The sequence below is a fragment of the Streptomyces sp. R28 genome (assembly GCF_041052385.1).
In the GTDB taxonomy this organism is placed as follows: domain Bacteria; phylum Actinomycetota; class Actinomycetes; order Streptomycetales; family Streptomycetaceae; genus Streptomyces.
Genome location: NZ_CP163439.1, coordinates 8,838,445 through 8,854,633, shown reverse-complemented (window position 1 = coordinate 8,854,633; position 16,189 = coordinate 8,838,445). Strand labels below are relative to the sequence as shown.

General features: G+C 70.8%; 17 protein-coding genes and 1 pseudogene. 8 read left to right on the top strand and 10 right to left on the bottom strand.

Annotation, left to right across the window (positions count from 1 at the left end; genetic code table 11):
- Positions 1-26 precede the first annotated feature (26 nt).
- The 4 genes and pseudogenes from AB5J49_RS38865 (at position 27) to AB5J49_RS38850 (ending at position 2,333) form a co-directional block, all read left to right on the top strand.
- Positions 27-560 carry an HAD domain-containing protein gene (locus AB5J49_RS38865; RefSeq protein WP_369173565.1) on the top strand — a complete coding sequence of 178 codons (534 nt, stop codon included), beginning with the start codon at positions 27-29 and terminating at the stop codon, positions 558-560.
- A 3-nt stretch (positions 561-563) separates the two neighbouring features.
- A pseudogene (locus tag AB5J49_RS38860) lies at positions 564-1,182 on the top strand (histidine phosphatase family protein).
- 41 nt (positions 1,183-1,223) lie between these two features.
- The gene (locus tag AB5J49_RS38855; RefSeq protein ID WP_369173563.1) at positions 1,224-1,859 is read left to right on the top strand and encodes a hypothetical protein; all 636 of its coding nucleotides are present in this window, start codon (positions 1,224-1,226) and stop codon (positions 1,857-1,859) included.
- 51 nt (positions 1,860-1,910) lie between these two features.
- Positions 1,911-2,333 (top strand): thioesterase family protein, encoded by a 423-nt coding sequence (locus AB5J49_RS38850; protein ID WP_274245311.1) that lies wholly within the window; start codon positions 1,911-1,913, stop codon positions 2,331-2,333.
- On the opposite strand, the gene AB5J49_RS38845 is transcribed toward AB5J49_RS38850, so the two are convergent.
- Complete coding sequence (locus AB5J49_RS38845; RefSeq protein ID WP_369173561.1) at positions 2,334-2,729, bottom strand: winged helix-turn-helix transcriptional regulator; 396 nt, start codon at positions 2,727-2,729, stop codon at positions 2,334-2,336.
- Positions 2,730-2,821: 92 nt separating this feature from the next.
- Here AB5J49_RS38845 and AB5J49_RS38840 point away from each other — a divergent pair, with 92 nt between their 5' ends.
- Positions 2,822-4,258: an MFS transporter gene (locus AB5J49_RS38840; RefSeq protein WP_369173560.1), complete on the top strand. Its 1,437-nt coding sequence runs from the start codon at positions 2,822-2,824 to the stop codon at positions 4,256-4,258.
- A gap of 107 nt (positions 4,259-4,365) precedes the next feature.
- On the opposite strand, the gene AB5J49_RS38835 is transcribed toward AB5J49_RS38840, so the two are convergent.
- Positions 4,366-5,214, bottom strand: a complete 849-nt coding sequence (locus AB5J49_RS38835; RefSeq protein ID WP_369173558.1) for an NAD(P)H-binding protein — start codon at positions 5,212-5,214, stop codon at positions 4,366-4,368.
- A gap of 96 nt (positions 5,215-5,310) precedes the next feature.
- On the opposite strand from AB5J49_RS38835, the gene AB5J49_RS38830 reads away from it, so the two are divergent.
- Positions 5,311-6,108, top strand: a complete 798-nt coding sequence (locus AB5J49_RS38830) for a helix-turn-helix domain-containing protein (protein WP_369173556.1) — start codon at positions 5,311-5,313, stop codon at positions 6,106-6,108.
- Between the two features lie 13 nt (positions 6,109-6,121).
- Here AB5J49_RS38830 and AB5J49_RS38825 read toward each other — a convergent pair whose 3' ends face one another.
- From AB5J49_RS38825 to AB5J49_RS38790, 8 genes are all read right to left on the bottom strand, one after another.
- Positions 6,122-7,780 carry a serine/threonine-protein kinase gene (locus AB5J49_RS38825; protein WP_369173555.1) on the bottom strand — a complete coding sequence of 553 codons (1,659 nt, stop codon included), beginning with the start codon at positions 7,778-7,780 and terminating at the stop codon, positions 6,122-6,124.
- A 665-nt stretch (positions 7,781-8,445) separates the two neighbouring features.
- Entirely contained in the window at positions 8,446-9,840 is a 1,395-nt protein-coding gene (locus AB5J49_RS38820) for a nucleobase:cation symporter-2 family protein (RefSeq protein ID WP_369173554.1), read from the bottom strand.
- Between the two features lie 233 nt (positions 9,841-10,073).
- Positions 10,074-11,453 (bottom strand): 8-oxoguanine deaminase, encoded by a 1,380-nt coding sequence (locus AB5J49_RS38815; RefSeq protein WP_369173552.1) that lies wholly within the window; start codon positions 11,451-11,453, stop codon positions 10,074-10,076.
- A 136-nt stretch (positions 11,454-11,589) separates the two neighbouring features.
- Positions 11,590-12,513, bottom strand: coding sequence for a factor-independent urate hydroxylase (gene pucL / locus AB5J49_RS38810; RefSeq protein WP_369173551.1), 924 nt, complete (start codon positions 12,511-12,513; stop codon positions 11,590-11,592).
- A gap of 5 nt (positions 12,514-12,518) precedes the next feature.
- Positions 12,519-12,911 carry a hydroxyisourate hydrolase gene (gene uraH, locus AB5J49_RS38805; protein ID WP_369173550.1) on the bottom strand — a complete coding sequence of 131 codons (393 nt, stop codon included), beginning with the start codon at positions 12,909-12,911 and terminating at the stop codon, positions 12,519-12,521.
- Between the two features lie 7 nt (positions 12,912-12,918).
- The gene (gene uraD, locus AB5J49_RS38800) at positions 12,919-13,428 is read right to left on the bottom strand and encodes a 2-oxo-4-hydroxy-4-carboxy-5-ureidoimidazoline decarboxylase (RefSeq protein WP_369173549.1); all 510 of its coding nucleotides are present in this window, start codon (positions 13,426-13,428) and stop codon (positions 12,919-12,921) included.
- Positions 13,429-13,551: 123 nt separating this feature from the next.
- Positions 13,552-13,920, bottom strand: a complete 369-nt coding sequence (locus tag AB5J49_RS38795) for a helix-turn-helix domain-containing protein (RefSeq protein WP_128429378.1) — start codon at positions 13,918-13,920, stop codon at positions 13,552-13,554.
- Positions 13,917-14,168, bottom strand: a complete 252-nt coding sequence (locus AB5J49_RS38790) for a hypothetical protein (RefSeq protein ID WP_369173548.1) — start codon at positions 14,166-14,168, stop codon at positions 13,917-13,919. Before AB5J49_RS38790 ends, AB5J49_RS38795 begins: the two co-directional genes overlap by 4 nt.
- A gap of 137 nt (positions 14,169-14,305) precedes the next feature.
- On the opposite strand from AB5J49_RS38790, the gene AB5J49_RS38785 reads away from it, so the two are divergent.
- Together AB5J49_RS38785 and AB5J49_RS38780 are read left to right on the top strand one after the other, a co-directional pair.
- Positions 14,306-15,145, top strand: a complete 840-nt coding sequence (locus tag AB5J49_RS38785) for a TIM barrel protein (protein WP_369173547.1) — start codon at positions 14,306-14,308, stop codon at positions 15,143-15,145.
- A 31-nt stretch (positions 15,146-15,176) separates the two neighbouring features.
- Positions 15,177-16,067 carry a 2-hydroxy-3-oxopropionate reductase gene (locus tag AB5J49_RS38780; protein ID WP_369173546.1) on the top strand — a complete coding sequence of 297 codons (891 nt, stop codon included), beginning with the start codon at positions 15,177-15,179 and terminating at the stop codon, positions 16,065-16,067.
- The last annotated feature ends 122 nt before the right edge of the window (positions 16,068-16,189 follow it).

Sequence of the window (16,189 nt, the reverse complement as noted above, 5' to 3'; positions counted from 1 at the left end):
CGCGCCGGGGTGGGTATGACCCGTCCATGAGCACCCGCCCCCTTCTGCTCCTCGACGTGGACGGCCCCCTCAACCCCTTCCGCGCCCCGTTCCTGCGACATCGCGGCTACGTGACCCGGCGGCTGCATCCGGCCAACTGGTCGGCCCGGCAGACACCGGGGTCCCGGCGGCTGCGCCGCGGGCTGCGAGTCCGGTTGCATCCGGGGCACGGGGCGCGGCTGCTGGCGCTGCCGTACGAGTTGGCGTGGGCGACCACCTGGCAGCACCAGGCCAACGAGATGATCGCGCCGGTGGTCGGGCTGCCCGGTGATCTGCCGGTCATCGAGTGGCCCGAGCTCTTCGTACCGGATCCCGAAGGCCTGTACTGGAAGACCCGGCACGTGCTGGCGTGGGCGGCGGGACGGCCCTTCGTCTGGGTCGACGACATGGTCACCGATCTCGACGTACGGCATGTCGCGGCCCACCACGACGCGGCCGCGCTGCTGCTGACGGTCGACGCGCGCAGGGGACTGCGTGAGCGTGATTTCGCGGAGTTGGAGCGCTGGGCTCATAGCCTGTGACGCATGGGTGATCTCTTTCTCGTCCGGCACGGGGAGACCGAGTGGTCGCGGTCCGGCCGGCACACGGGCTCGACGGACGTACCGCTCACCGAGCACGGGCGGGAAGAGGCGCGGCGGCTGGTGCCGTTGATCCGGTCCCATCGGATCGGGGCCGCGTTCGTCAGCCCGGCGCAGCGGGCGCGGGAGACGGCGGAACTGATCGGGGTGCGGGACGCCCGCGTCGACGCCGACCTGCGGGTGGGGGTGCCCCCTCTGGGGGAGGGACTACGGCGGGTACGAGGGCGTCACCACGGTGCAGATCCAGCGGGAGCGGCCCGGATGGTTCCTGTTCACGGACGGAGTCGCGCCCGGACCGCCGGCACACCCGGGGGAGAGCCCGGAGCAGGTCGGGGAGCGTGCCGACCGGGTGCTCGGCCGGGCGGACGCCGCCCTCGCCGACACGGAGGGCGTCGTCCTGCTGATCGCCCACGGGCACTTCCTGCGGGTGCTCACCGCCCGTCGCCTCGGGCCGGCCCCCGAGCACGGGGCCCTCTTCCAGCTGGCCACGGGCGCGCTGTGCCGGCTCGGCACCGAGCACGGGCGGCCGGTGATCGCCGGGTGGAATGTCAGACCCCCGGCGTAGCCTGCGAAGCGGGTGAGGCCCCACGCAGGAAGGAACACGCCGTGACCCGACCGCCGACCGCCGCGCAACGGCGTGTCATCGACGCCGCCGATCCCGTGACCGGGCGGCTCAGGGCTACGCAGGCGCAGCTCGCGGCGCTGGTGAAGCGAGGGCTCGCCTTCCGGCACCCGCGGCCGCCGCACGATCACTTTCTGACCCCGGCGGGGCATCGCATACGGGAGGCTGAGGCGACGACGGCGCCGCAGGAACCTCAGGAGGCTCCCGCGGCCACCGGTGTCTTCGCCGCGCGCATCGGCGGTGAGGAGGACGCGCCGAAGGCGGGGCCGCCCCGGGTGCGTGAGGTGCACAGCGCCTGGCAGGGGCTGCTGGAGCTGCGCCGGATGACCAATCGGGACGGGGCCGTGGACCGGCCGTGCGGCTGGGAGCGTACGCATCTGGTGCAGGCCGCCGCGCTCGCCCTGGAGGCGGCCGGGCATCGTCCGGCCGAGCGGGACTCCGAGGAGGGCTACCGGGTGCGAGCGACCGCGCAGCCGGAGGCCGTCGCGGTGCACGAGCCGGACGGCGCGCGGCTGCGGGCCTGCGCGGCCACCCTGGAAAAGGCGGGGTGGCAGGTCGGCGAGCACGCCGAGCCTCGTACCGGAGCGCGCTATCTGCTCGCATCCCCGCGCCGGGCATGACAGGCATGCCAAGATCGGTGCACAGGGCATCGAGCATGAGAAGGGGCAGCAGTGAGCGAGCCGTTTTCCGTCCGGGTCACCGTCCGCGGCTACGAGACGGATGTGCAAGGGCACGTCAACCAGAGCGTCTACATCAACTACGCGGAGCACGCTCGCTGGTCGTTGCTGCAAGCCGCGGGCATCAGCCAGACGGGCCTCGTGAGCAAGGGGGTGGGCCCCGTCGCCCTGGAGACGACCATCCGCTACAAGCGGGAACTCGTCGCCGGTGACGAGGTCGACGTGACGTGTGCCTTCGAGTGGTCGGGCGGCAAGACGTTCCGTATCCAGCAGACCATCCGCAAGGCGGACGGCACGGTGGCGGCCGAACTCACGGCGGTCGGTGGCCTGCTGGACCTCAAGGAGCGCAGGATGGTGGCCGATCCGCAGGACTACTTCAAGGAACTGGCCACGGACCCGAGCCTGTTCGGTCTCTAGTCAGACCAACTCCGGCTCGTGCTCCTCGTCGTAGGCCGCGCGCGATTCGGCGACGTAGACCCTGTTCCGCTCGGCCCAGTCGCTCAGCCGCTGCAGGGTCTCGTGCAACTCCCGGGCCACCGGCGTCAATTCGTACTCCACCTTCGGCGGCACCGTGGCATGGACCGTGCGGGTGACGAGGCCGTCGCGCTCCAGGTTGCGCAGCGTCAGGGTCAGCATCCGGCGGCTGATGCCCTCGATGCTGCGCTCCAGCTCCGTGAAGCGGATGGGTCCCTGGGCGGCCGCGACGAGGATCTGGACGCTCCATTTGCCGGAGACCCTGTCAAGAACCTCCCGGACGGGGCACGCGTGCGCGTTCACTGTCTGGACGGTAACACCGGTGTTCCTCTGGGACATTGAACTGCCTCCTTACGCCTACCTCCATGGTCACCCACGATGTTCCCCGTTACAAGTCGTGCACCATTGGAGAACCCGGAGGCACCGCCGCCATGACGGCCATCGTCGAGTCCCCGACGCGGACACCGCACCGAACGCAGCGCACGTACTCCCGCTGGGCGTCCCTCGTCGTCCTGTGCGCGGGAACGCTGATGACGATCCTGGACGGCAACATCGTCACGGTCGCCATGCCGGCCATCCAGAGCGACCTCGGCTTCTCGGGGCCGGGCCTCGCCTGGGTCGTCAACGCCTATCTGATCCCCTTCGGCGGACTGCTCCTCCTCGTCGGCCGGCTCGGCGACCTGATCGGCCGCAAGCGGATGTTCACGGCGGGGCTCGCCGTGTTCACCGCGGCCTCCGTGCTGTGCGGGGTGGCGACCGGCCAGGACATGCTCGTCGCGGCGCGTGCCCTGCAGGGCGTGGGCGGGGCGATGACCTCCGCCGTGGTGCTCGGCATGCTGGTCGGGCTCTTCCCCGAGCCGCGGGAACAGGCCCGCGCCATCGCGGTGTTCAGCGCGGTCGGCGCGGCGGGCGGAGCGCTCGGCACGTTTCTCGGCGGGGCGCTGACCGAGGCCCTGAACTGGCACTGGATCTTCCTGATCAACCTGCCGATCGGGGTCGTGGCCCTGCTCGCGGCCGTCCGGGTGCTGGAGCCGGACCGCGGCGCCGGGCTCGGCAAGGGCGCCGACTACCCGGGCGCGACTCTGGTCACCGGCGCGCTGATGCTCACGGTGTACGTCATCGTCGGCGCCGGCGACCGCGACCTCACCGCCACCCTGCTGCTGGCCGCCCTCTCCCTCGCCCTGCTCGTGACGTTCACGCTCCGCCAGGCGCGGGCCGCGCGCCCGCTGCTGCGGCTGCGGCTGTTCGGTTCCCGGCTGCTGAGCGGTGCGAACGCCGTGCAGATCCTGATGATCGCGACGATGTACGGCTTCCAGTTCATCGGCGCGCTCTACCTCCAACGCGTCCTGGGCTACGGCGAGTTGCTCACCGGAACGGCGTTCCTGCCGGCGCCGATCGCGATCGGGGTACTGATGCTGGGCCTGTCGGCCCGTACCGTCGGCCGGTTCGGTGCGTACCGGGTGCTGCTGGCCGGGCTGGTGCTCATCGTCGCGGGCATGGCGCTGCTGAGCCGTGCTCCGGTCGACGGCTCGTACGTCGGGGACGTACTTCCGTCCCTGCTCCTGCTTGCCACCGGCTTCGCCGCCGCGATGCCCGCACTGACCGGGCTCGCCATGTCGGGGGCCCGCGAGGAGGACGCGGGACTGGCGTCCGGGCTCTTCAACACCACGCAGGTGGTGGGGGGTTCGCTGGGGCTGGCGGTGTTGTCGGTGCTCGCGGCGAGCCACACCGACGGCCTGCTGGACCGGGGCACGGAGCTGGTCGCGGCCACGGCGGAGGGCTATCAGCTGGCGTTCCGGGTGGCGACGGTGATCGCGGCGGGGGCGCTGGTGCTGGCGGCGGCGGTGCTGCGGGAACGGCGCGCGTGATCCTGGGGGCATCCGGACGCGGTGGGGCGGCGGGGCCGGGCGCCCCGCCGCCCCACCCCGCCGCCCCGTCGGGCTCGTCAGGCCTCAGGCGAACAGCACTTTGGGCCTCAGGCGAACAGCTCCTGGTTGTCCCGCGCCCACTCCCGGTATGTCCGCGCCGGTCGCCCCAACAGCTGGGGCAGGTCCTCGGTGACGACGGCGTTGCCGCCCGCTTCGATGAAGCGGGCGCCCGCCATCAGGCTGTCCGCGTAGGCGGCGCCGAGGCCCGCGCCGAGCAGCTGTTCGCGGCGCTGGGACCCAGTCAGCTGGAGAAGTTCCACCGGGCGGCCCAGGATCTCTTTGAGGACCACGGCCTGGTCGCCGGCGCTGATGGTCTCGGGGCCGGTCAGGGTGTAGGTGCGCCCCGTGTGGCGTGGATCGAGCAGCGCCGTCACGGCGGCCTCGGACACGTCTCGCGGGTCGACGACGCCCTGCTCGCCGTCGCTCATCAGGTTGGGCGCCGGGGTGCCGTCCCGGACGGCCTGGGCCCAGGCCAGCGTGTTGGACGCGAAGGAGGAGGGGCGCAGGACGGTCCACTCCAGGCCGCTCGCCCGGACGGCCTCCTCGCCGGGCAGGTGCCAGGTGCCGAATCCGCCCAGCCGGGGGTCCCCGGTCCCGATCGAGGAGAGCTTCACGATCCGCCGGACACCGGCCGCCCGCGCCGCCTCGACCAGGCCCCGGTCGTGCTCGGCGTCGTCCGGGCCGAACACGCCGACCAGGAAGGCGGCGTCCGCGCCCGCCATCGCCTCCTCGACCGAGGCCCGGTCACGGTGGTGGCCGGGCGCGGTCTCCACACCCGAGGGCACCCGGGCCGCCGCCGGATCCCGGGTCAGGGCGCGCACCTTCTCGCCGCGCGCCGCCAGCTGTCGTACCACTTCACTGCCGATGGTGCCGGTGGCACCCGTTACGAGGATCATGTCCACCACAGTGGGCGGCGGACTGCGTCAGAATCTTGGAAAATCCGGCACGGTTCACGGGCCCGGACGACCGTGTGCCGGACGTACGGTGGGCGGGTGACGAACGCCGTGTACCGACAGGTCCTGCCGACCCCCGAGGCGCTGCGCCCGTGGGTCGCGGACATCGGGTCCGTGTCGGTGGACGACGAACCGGCACAGCCGTACGTCCAACTCCCGGACGCCACCACGAAGGTGGTCTTCCGGGTCGGGGCGGACGGTCGCCGCAGCACCCTGGTCGTCGGCCCTCGCACCCGCGCCTCGTACCACCGGGGCAAGCGGTTCGCCGCCTGCCTCGAACTGCGACTGGCGCCCGGTACGACCCGTCCCCTGCTCGGCGTCCCGGCGGTCGATCTCGTGGGCCACGCGCTGCCGCTGGACGAGCTGCCCGCCGCACCCGCCCGCCGACTGGCCCGCGAGCTGCGGGACATGGCGCCGGAGCAGGTGGTCCCGCATCTGGCGGAGGCGCTCCCGGACCGGCTGTCCGCCGTCGCGGACCGCTCCCGCACCGAGCTGTTGCGGGCCGGTGCCGACGCGCTGTCGATGCGGATCGGCCACCTGCCCGGGCAGGTGCGGGACGTGGCGCGCGAACTCGCCGTCAGCGAGCGGCAGTTGCGCAACCTCTTCGCCGAGGGCGTCGGTCTCTCCCCCAAGCACTACGCCCGTATCGACCGGGTGCACGCGGTACTGGCCCGGGCCGACGACGTCCCCTGGGCACAGCTCGCCGTCGCCTCCGGCTACTACGACCAGTCCCACATGACGTCCGACTTCCGCACCCTGATGGGCGTGCCACCCCGCTCGTACTTCAGCGGCCGCCTTCCCGACGCCCAGCCGTGCCAGGCCGCCGCCCGCCGTTGACGTACGACGACTTCTAGGCCGCCTCCCGCCAGATCGTCATGTTCGCGGTCACGAAGGCGATCTTGGGCAGCGCGGTCGATTGCGTCTGGATCACGAACAGCGCGATGTCCCCGGAGGAGTGCTTGATACAGATCTCGCTGCCGTTCGCCGTCGCGGCCAGCGGAAGGCGCCGGCCTTCGGGGTCGGAGAGGGCGATACGACACGAGTCGAGGGTGGCCCCGGGCTTCGTGTACAGCAGGGCGAACTCGCTGGTGTCGCTCTCCAGCGCGCAAGTCTGCCCGCACACGAGGCGGATGTCGCCCTTGCGGTCCTTGCGCATGTCTTCCGGGTCCTTGAAGCTCACCGAGCTCTTCCCGTCCAGCCAGACGAGGGGGTACGGGGTGGCTTGCGGTGACGTGGACACGGTCGGGGAAGGCTGTGCCGCGGCCGGCGTCCCGTCACCTGCCCCCGCCCCGTGCCCGGATGCCGAGGGCGACGCCGCCGACGAGTCCGGCGTCGACGACCCTTCGGACTCCTGCGGGCCGGACGTCGACGGTGCACCCGCGACCCAGTCACGGAACCTGTCCCCCGCGTCCGAGACCATCCACGCGAAACCCGACAGCACCAGCGCCCCCGCCGCCACGGCCGCGGTCGTGAACAGCGCGGTACGCCTTCCGCGCGTCCGCCGTGCGTCCGGCACCGTCGACTGCTGCTGCGGCCCCGTGACGACCAGCGGCACCGAGTGGAGCACCCGGGTGGGGTCGGGAACCGGCGACGGCAGCGACGAGGGCACCGGGGACGGAACCGTCACCTCCGGCCCCATGACCTCCCGCCATACGGCCGGGCCGGCGCCCGCGTCGGCATCCGTGCCCAATGCCTGCCGGCACCACTCCACGACCTCCGCCAGTGTGGCCCGCTGCTCCGGATCGGTGACCAGGCACCGGGCGATCAGCCGGCGGAGCTGCTCGGGCAGCGGGGACAGATCGGGTTCCTGGTGCACGATCCGGTAGAGCACGGTGGCCGCGGGACCGTCCCCGTACAGCGGCCGGCCCAGTGCCGCGAACGCCGCCGTCTGGCCGAGCGCGAAGACGTCGGTGGCCTCCGTGACCTCATCCGCGGTCGCCTGCTCGGGGGCCATGAACTGCGGTGTGCCGACGGCGAAGCCGGTCGCCGTGTGCGACGTGGCGTCCGCGGCCAGCGAGATGCCGAAGTCGATCACGCGCGGCCCGTCGGCGGCCAGCAGCACATTCGACGGCTTCAGGTCCCGGTGCACGATGCCCGCACCGTGGATGGCCTGCAGTGCCTCGGCCACCCCCGCCGCCAGCCACAGCACCGCGGGCACCGGCAGCGGACCACGCCGGGCCACCGCCTCCGCCAGGGACGGGCCGGGCACGTACAGCGTGGCCAGCCAGGGCGGTACGCCGTCCGCGTCGGCGTCGATCAGCTCGGCGGTGTACGCACCCCGGACCCGCCGGGCCGCCTCCACCTCGCGGCGGAACCGGCGCCTGAAGTCCGGGTCGTCGGCCAGCTCCGGCCGCACCACCTTGATCGCCACGGGCCGGCCGCCCTGCGTGTGCGACAGATAGACCCGGCCCATGCCACCCGCACCGAGCCGGGCGGCGAGGCGGTAGCCGGCCACGACGGGCGGATCGTCCGTCTTCAGTGGCTGGAACACCTCGGTCGCGTTGTTCATCGGCCCGCTTCCCCCTCATCCCCTGAACCCCGGGTCAACCATGAGTTGACCGAGGCAGAAGCCTAAGCGGAATTCGGATGCGGGAAGTCCCGATCTCCGTCGACATCGAGGCCGACGGCCCGGTCCCGGGTCCGCACTCGATGCGGAGCCTCGGCGCGGCGGTCGCCGGGATCCAGGACGCCGACGGATTCACGGCGGCCGACCCCGAGCAGCACCTTTCTACCGGGAACTCCGCCCGATCAGCGAGGAGTTCGTGCCCGAGGCGCCGGCCGTCAGCGGGCTCGACCGCGAGCGCCTGGGAAGGAGGGCCTCGACCCCGCCCTGGCCCTCGCGCAGTTCACGCGCCGGGTGCGCGAGGTCGGCGGCGACGCGCAGCCGGTGATGTGCGGCTACCCGGCGTCGTAGGACTGGACGTTCCTGTACTGGTACTTGATCCGCTTCACCGGCGCGAGCCCCTTCGGCCACTCGGGCTGCCTGGACATGAAGACGCTGTACGCCACCAAGGCCGGGCTGCCGCTACGGGCCGTGGCCAAGGGCACAATGCCGCGCGAGCTGCTGTCGAAGCACCATCACACGCTCCCCCAAGCTCTCGACTTCGCTCGAGCCCGGGGGGACCCCCATCGCGCGGGACTACGCCATCGAGCAGGCGGAGCTGTTCGCCAACCTCATGGGGTGGCCGGGGCCCGGGTCGCCCCGGTGATCTCCTCACCCGCCTCCATGGGGTGGGTGACGTCCTGGGCGTCGCGGCCCCGGCCGAGGTGGTTGAAGACGAGGTTCAGTGCCACCGCCGCCACACAGCCCGTCGAGATGCCCGAGTCGAGCACGATCCTCACCGTCTCCGGGAAGGCGTGGTAGAAGTCCGGCGCGCTGATGGGGACGATGCCGACGGCCAGCGAGACGGCGACGATCAGCACGTTGTTGTCCTTGTCCAGGCCCGCCCGGACGAGGGTCTGGATGCCGCTCGCGGCCACCGAGCCGAAGAGGACCACGCCCGCGCCGCCGAGCACCGGGCGCGGTACGACCGCGATGAGCGAGGCCGCCGTCGGGCACAGGCCCATCATGACGAGGAAGCCGCCGCCGACGGCGACGACGTACCGGCTGCGGATCTTCGTCATCGCCACCAGGCCGATGTTCTGCGCGAAGGCGCTGCACATGAAGCCGTTGAAGAGGGGGCTGATCGCGGAGCCGAGGGTGTCGGCGCGCAGTCCGGCCGCGATGGTCTTCTCGTCGGCCGGGCGCTCGACGATCTCGCCGAGCGCCAGCATGTCGGCCGTCGATTCGGTCATCGAGACCACCATGACCACGCACAGCGAGATGATCGCGGCGAGCTGGAACTGCGGGGCGCCGAAGTGGAACGGCGTCGGGAAGCCGATGACGTCCGCGTCCGCCACCGGCCCGAAGTCCGTGACGCCGAACGGGATCGCGATCAGTGTGCCGACGACCAGGCCGAGCAGTACGGCGATCTGCTTGACGAAGCCCGTGGTGAAGCGGCGCAGGAGCAGGACGATCAGCAGGGTCCCGCCCGCCAGGCCCAGGTTCGTCACCGAACCGTAGTCGTGCGCCGCGGGGTTGGGGCCCTGTGCCCAGCCGAAGGCGACCGGGAGGAGGGAGATGCCGATCAGGGTGATGACCGTCCCCGTCACCACCGGTGGGAAGAAGCGGACGGCCTTGCTGAAGAAGGGGGCCGCCAGGAAGCCGAGAAGGCCGGCGACGATGACCGCGCCGAAGATGACCGGCAGGGCGTCGGACTTGTCCTCGGTGGAGGCGACGATCGCGGTCATGGGGGCGACGCCGGCGAAGGTGACGCCGTTGACGAACGGCAGCCGGGCGCCGATCTTCCAGATGCCGAGGGTCTGCAGGAAGGTGGCGAGGCCCGCGGTGAACAGACAGGCGCCGGTGAGGAAGGTCAGGTCGGTGGCGGTCAGGCCTATGGCCGCGCCGACGATCAAGGGTGGGGCGACGACTCCCGCGTACATGGCGGCCACGTGTTGCAGACCGGTGGTCGCCATTTTCAGGGCGGGGAGTTTCTCGTCAACTGGGTGAACGGACTGAGCGGACACTGCGGCTCTCCTCCGGTCGGTTAAACGCGTCGGCTCTGACGCGGGTTCAAGGAGGTGGTGCGCGGTCGTGCGGGACCGGGGACGGGCCCGTTCTGGGGGAAACGGAGACCGTTCCGGGGCGCACGCGTCGACGCGCGCCCCGGAGACGGCCGCCATGGACCCCGCTCGGGTCCACGGCCACCGGTCGGGAGCCGTCCCTCTCGACCGGAGATCTTCAACTGGTCAGGCCTGCGTCAGGCCTGCGCGGCGATCCTCGCCAGGCGCTGTGCCTCTTCCCGCGTCGAGCGGGCGATGGCGTCCTCGTCGGCCGTGAGCAGCCGCCCGTCCTCCACGATCTGCCGGCCGTTCACGAACGACGCCGTGACCGGGGCCGCCGCGCCGAAGACCAGCGCGGTCACCGGGTCGGCGATGGAGGCGTGGGCGAGGGTGTCCAGCTTCCACAGCACGAGGTCGGCCAGCTTGCCCGGCTCCAGCGAGCCGATCTCGGCGGCGCGGCCGAGGACCTGGGCACCGCCGTACGTCCCGAGGCGCAGCGCCTGCCGGGCGTTCAGTGCGGCCTCGCGGTGGGCGCCGAGGCGGTTGATGAGCAGCGCGTTGCGCAGTTCGGTGTGCAGCTCGCCGGACTCGTTGGACGCCGTGCCGTCGACGCCGAGGCCGACCGGGACGCCGGCCGCGAGCATGTCGGGGACGCGGGCGATGCCGGCCGCGAGGCGGGCGTTGGAGGACGGGCAGTGGGCGACGCCCGTCTTCGTCCGGGCGAAGGCGGCGATGTCGGAGTCGTTCATGTGGACGCAGTGCGCCATCCACACGTCCTCGCCGAGCCAGCCGGTGGACTCGAAGTAGTCGGTGGGGCCCATGCCGAACAGTTCCTTGCAGAACTGCTCCTCCTCGACGGTCTCCGAACCGTGGGTGTGCAGCCGTACGCCGAGGCGACGGGCCAGCGCGGCGCCGTCCCGCATGAGTTCGGTGGAGACGGAGAAGGGAGAGCATGGGGCGACGGCGACCTGGGTCATCGCGTCGAAGGAGGCGTCGTGGTGCTGCTTGACGGTCTCCTCGGTGCCGGCCAGCGCGCCTTCGAGGGTCTCGACGGCGAAGTCCGGCGGGAGCCCGCCGTCCTTCTCGCTGCGGTCCATGGAGCCGCGGGCGAGGGTGAAACGGACACCCATGTCGCGGGCGGCGCCGATGATGGCGCCGGAGAGGTCGCCGGAGCCCTGCGGGTAGACGTAGTGGTGGTCCATGGCGGCGGTGACGCCACCGCGGGCCATCATCGCCAGCGAGCCCTGCGCGGCGGAGCGCACCATCTGCTCGTCGATGCGCGCCCACGTGGGGTAGAGGGCGACGAGCCAGTTGAAGAGGTTGTGGTCCGTGGCCAGGCCCCGGGTGATCCACTGGTAGAAGTGGTGATGGGTGTTGACCAGGCCGGGGGTGACCAGGTGCCCGGTGGCGTCGATGCGGCGTACGACGTTCCCCAGGCCCTCGGGCGCCTTGCCCGCGCCGAGCGACTCGATGCGGTTGTCCGCGATGACGACGTGGCCCGTGGCGTACTCGGTGTCGTTCGCGTCCACCGTCGCGATCGAACAGTTCTCGATGACGATGCGCTGGGCTGCTGCCATGATTCGCCCCTTTTTCACGGGAGTTGTGCTGAGTTCGGGAGGGCACGGCAGGACCCTGGGGGATTTGAGTACCGCGGCCGGAGAGCCTTCGAAGGCCTCCTCCTCCGGCCGCGGGTGCCGAAATGGAGTTGCTGGCTTACAGGTTGGTGAGGTCCATGGGGATCTTCGCCTCGCAGCCGTCCCGCAGGATGGTGGCCTCGATCAGGCCGTAGGGACGGTCGGCGGCGAAGTACACCTCGTTGTCGTTCTTCAGCCCGAACGGCTCCAGGTCCACCAGGAAGTGGTGCTTGTTCGGGAGGGAGAAGCGGACCTCGTCGATCTCGCTGCGGTTGTTGATGATGCGCGAGCCCATTTGGTACAGGGTCTGCTGGAGCGAGAGCGAGTAGGTCTCGGCGAAGGCCTGGAGCATGTGCTTCTTGGTCTGCTCGTAGGACTTCTCCCAGTTGGGCATCCGCTGCTCGTCGTCGGTCCAGTTGAACCGCCAGCGGCCGGAGACCTGGGTGGCCAGGATGCGGTCGTACGCCTCCTGGAGCGTCGTGTACTTGTCCTTGACGTAGCCCCAGAACTCGGAGTTGGTCGAGTTCATCACGACCAGGTCCTTGAGGCCGGAGACGACCTCCCACTTCTCACCGTCGTAGGTGATCTGCGTGACCCGCGTCTCCTGCCCCTTGCGGACGAAGGAGTGCTTGACCTCGTCGGCGCCGATGAACTGCGAGTTGGCGTCGGAGGCCTCGATCCGTTCCCAGGCGTACTCCTCGATACGGATCCGGGCCTGGTGGATCGGCTCCTGCGAGGTGACGAAGTGGCGGGCGAGGTGGATGCCGAACTGCTCGGCGGACTCGATGCCGTACTCCTTGGCGAACGCGTACACCGTGTTCTTGGTGGTGTCGGTCGGCAGGACGTTGGCGTTCGAGCCGGAGTAGTGGACCTCGTCCATGTCGCCGCTCAGCGCCACGGATACGTTCAGGTCCTTGATGTGATGGGTGGCGCCGTCCCGCGTGATCTTTACGACTCGGTTCTCGGCCTTGCCGTACTGGTTCTGTCCCAGGATCGTGGGCATGTCTGCTAGCTCCCTCGGTAAACGGAGTAGCCGAACGGGTTGAGCAGCAGCGGCACGTGGTAATGCTCCCCGGGCTTGACGGCGAAGGTGATCGCCACCTCGGGGAAGAACACGGCACCGCTGTCCCGATTCGCGGGGGCGTCCTGCTGCGCATCGGCTTGCTTCTTCTCGAAATACGGCTCCACCGCGAAGTCGAGCCGTACGTGTGTGGTCCCCTCCGGCAGCGCCGGGAGGTCCTTGCACCGCCCGTCCGCGTCGGTCGCGGAGCCGCCGAGCGCCTGCCAGTCCGCGACGCGGCCACTGCGGGCCGCGAGCTGGATGGCGACGCCCTCGGCGGGGCGGCCGATGCTGGTGTCCAGGATGTGCGTGGACACCGAGGCGGTGGTGCTGGTGCTCATGGCTTGGTCAGTCCTCTTCGACGAGTCGGGCGAGCCGGATACGGTTGATCTTGCCCAGCTCGGTGCGGACGATCTCCCGCTCCTGCTCCGGCGAGTTGCCGATCCGTTCCTTGACCGCGTCGCGCATCTGCTCGCCGGTCCGGCCGGTGGCGCAGATCAGGAAGACGTGGCCGAACTTGTCCTGGTAGGCCAGGTTGAGTTCGAGCAGCTCCGCCTTGAGCTCCTCGGAGGCGCCGGCCATGCCGCGCTGCTCCCGGGCGGAGGTCGGATCGCCCGGCTTGGGGCGGCCGATCGGCGGGTGCCCGGCCATCGCCTCGGCGAGATCCTCGGCGGTCAGCTCGACCATGGCGGCGTCATTGGCGGCGCAGAGGTCGTCGGCCGTGGCGTAGGGACGGGCGGCGAGCAGTCGCTTCGCCCACGCCGTGGAGGCACACGCCTCGAGGAGGGCGGCGTGGGCCGCGTGCTCCTCCAGGGCGTTGAACCGGGCCAGGCCCGAGGGCGTGGAATTCGACGTCACGGGAGCCTCCGTGGCCGCGAAGGGCCTTCGTACTGAACGGGCGTGCCGATAGCTAACGCCCTACGACGACGAGACGTCAACACTTTGTTGAAAATTCGCGGTAACGAAACCGGGTAGGACGCCTCAGGCGCCCTTCTCACGATTCAGGTAGTTGTAGACCGTGAAGCGGCTCACCCCGAGCGCGCTCGCCACGGTCTCCACGCCATGCCGCACGGAGAAGGCGCCGCGCGCCTCGAGTATCCGTACGACCTCCTGCTTGGCCTTGCGGTCCAGGTCGGCCAGCGGCTTGCCCTTCCTGCGCTCCATGGCGGCCAGGATGTGGTCCAGGGAGTCGGCCAGCTGAGGCAGGCGCACAGCGACGACGTCGGCACCCTCCCAGGAGAGCACGACATCCTCGGGGCCGGCCTCGTCCGGCGGGAGAATCTCGCCGCCCATGGCGTCGACCAGCGGCTTCACGGCCGCGATGAAGGGCTCGTCCCCGGTACCGGTCACTCCCCGTCCTCCCCGACCACATTGAGCTGGAGCGAGATCCGGGTGGCGCCGGCCTCCAGCGACTTGCGCAGCAGGGCACCCACGGCGGTGAGCACGGCGTCGGCGCCACCCTCGGCCGTGTTGCCGAAGGGGCCGACGTCCACCGCGTCGAGCTCCGCCGCCTCGATGACCTCGCGGGCCGCCAGCGCGTGCGCGGGTGCCTCGTCGAGGTCGAAGGGCTCGGTCGTGAACTCCACTCTCAATCGCACGCGCTCAACCTAACGCGCGGTGCCACCTTCCGCCGAGCCCTCTTGACAAGCCCGGACACACAACGGCAATCTTCCAATACGCAGAAACTAACTTCCGCCATACGGAATCTCGACAACGGAAGGGAGCGCCGACCCCCATGGGATTCACAGAGCAGCGCTTCAACGTCAACCTGTCGATCCTCTTCACGGAACTCCCGCTCCTGGAGCGCCCCGCGGCCGCCGCCGCGGCCGGCTTCACCGCGGTCGAGCTGTGGTGGCCCTGGATCGACTCCCCCACCCCCGAGCAGTCCGAGCTCGACGCCCTGAAGAAGGCGATCGAGGACGCGGGCGTCCAGCTCACCGGCCTGAACTTCTACGCCGGCCGGCTGCCCGGCCCCGACCGCGGCGCCCTGTCGATCCCGGGCGAGGAGTCGGACCGGTTCCGCGCCAACATCGACGTGGCCGCCGACTTCGCCCGGTCCCTGGGCTGCCGCGCGCTCAACGCCCTGTACGGCAACCGCGTCGAGGGCGTGGACCCGGCCGAACAGGACGCGCTCGCGCTGGAGAACCTGACCCTCGCGGCCCGGGCGGCCGACCGGATCGGCGCGATCCTGCTGATCGAGACCCTCAACAAGCCGGAGTCGCCGCTGTATCCGCTGGTGACCGCCCCGGCAGGCGTCGGCATCGTCGACAAGGTCAACGAGGCGACCGGGCTCGGCAACGCCAAGTTCCTGATGGACCTGTACCACCTGTCCATGAACGGCGAGGACCTGCCGTCAGTGATCGAGCAGTACGCCTCGAAGACCGGCCACGTGCAGATCGCCGACAACCCGGGCCGTGGCGCGCCGGGAACGGGCACGCTCCCGCTGGAGGAGTTGCTCGACCAGCTGGAGAAGGCGGGCTACGAGGGCTATGTCGGCCTCGAGTACAAGCCGGGCGACAAGCCCAGCGCCGAGGCCTTCGACTGGCTGCCCCGCCAAGCGCGCGCCGCCCGCTGAACACACCCCCGTATTTGAGAGGCACCCCATCATGAGCACCCTTCCCAAGATCGCCTGGATAGGCCTCGGCATCATGGGCTCCCCGATGTCCGAGAACCTGATCAAGGCGGGTTACGACGTCACCGGCTTCACCCTGGAGCAGGACAAGCTGGACCGCCTGACCGCCGCCGGCGGCACCGCCGCCGCTTCGATCGCCGAGGCCGTGCGGGACGCCGACGTCGTCATCACGATGGTGCCGGCCTCCCCGCAGGTCGAGGCCATCTGCTACGGCCCCGACGGCATCCTGGAGAACGCCAGGTCCGGCGCGCTGCTGATCGACATGTCCTCGATCACCCCGCAGACCTCGGTCGACCTGGCGAAGGCCGCCAAGGACAAGGGCATCCGCGTTCTGGACGCCCCCGTCTCAGGCGGTGAGGCCGGTGCCATCGAGGCCGTACTGTCGATCATGGTCGGCGGTGAGCAGGCCGACTTCGACGCCGCGAAGCCGATCCTCGAAGCCCTCGGCAAGACGATCGTGCTGTGCGGTCCGCACGGCTCGGGTCAGACCGTGAAGGCGGCCAACCAGCTGATCGTCGCCGTGAACATCCAGGCATGCGCCGAGGCCGTGGTCTTCCTGGAGAAGTCGGGCGTGGACCTGAAGGCGGCGCTGGACGTCCTGGGCGGCGGCCTGGCCGGCTCGACCGTGCTGACGCGGAAGAAGGACAACTTCCTGAACCGGGACTTCAAGCCCGGCTTCCGTATCGACCTGCACCACAAGGACATGGGCATCGTCACGGACGCCGCCCGCAACGTCGGCGCCGCCCTTCCGGTCGGTGCCGTGGTCGCCCAGCTGGTCGCGTCCCTGCGCACGCAGGGCGACGGCGGCCTGGACCACTCGGCCCTGCTGCGGGCCGTGGAGCGCCTCTCCGGCGCCCAGGTCTGACATCGGCGAGATCCGCCACAGAGACTTCCGGGCCGCGGCGCCGCTGACACTTGTCCTGTCGCGCCCAGGCGTCGCCGCGGCCCGGAATCACCTTCAACAAACCGTTGATTTCACTTCAACAA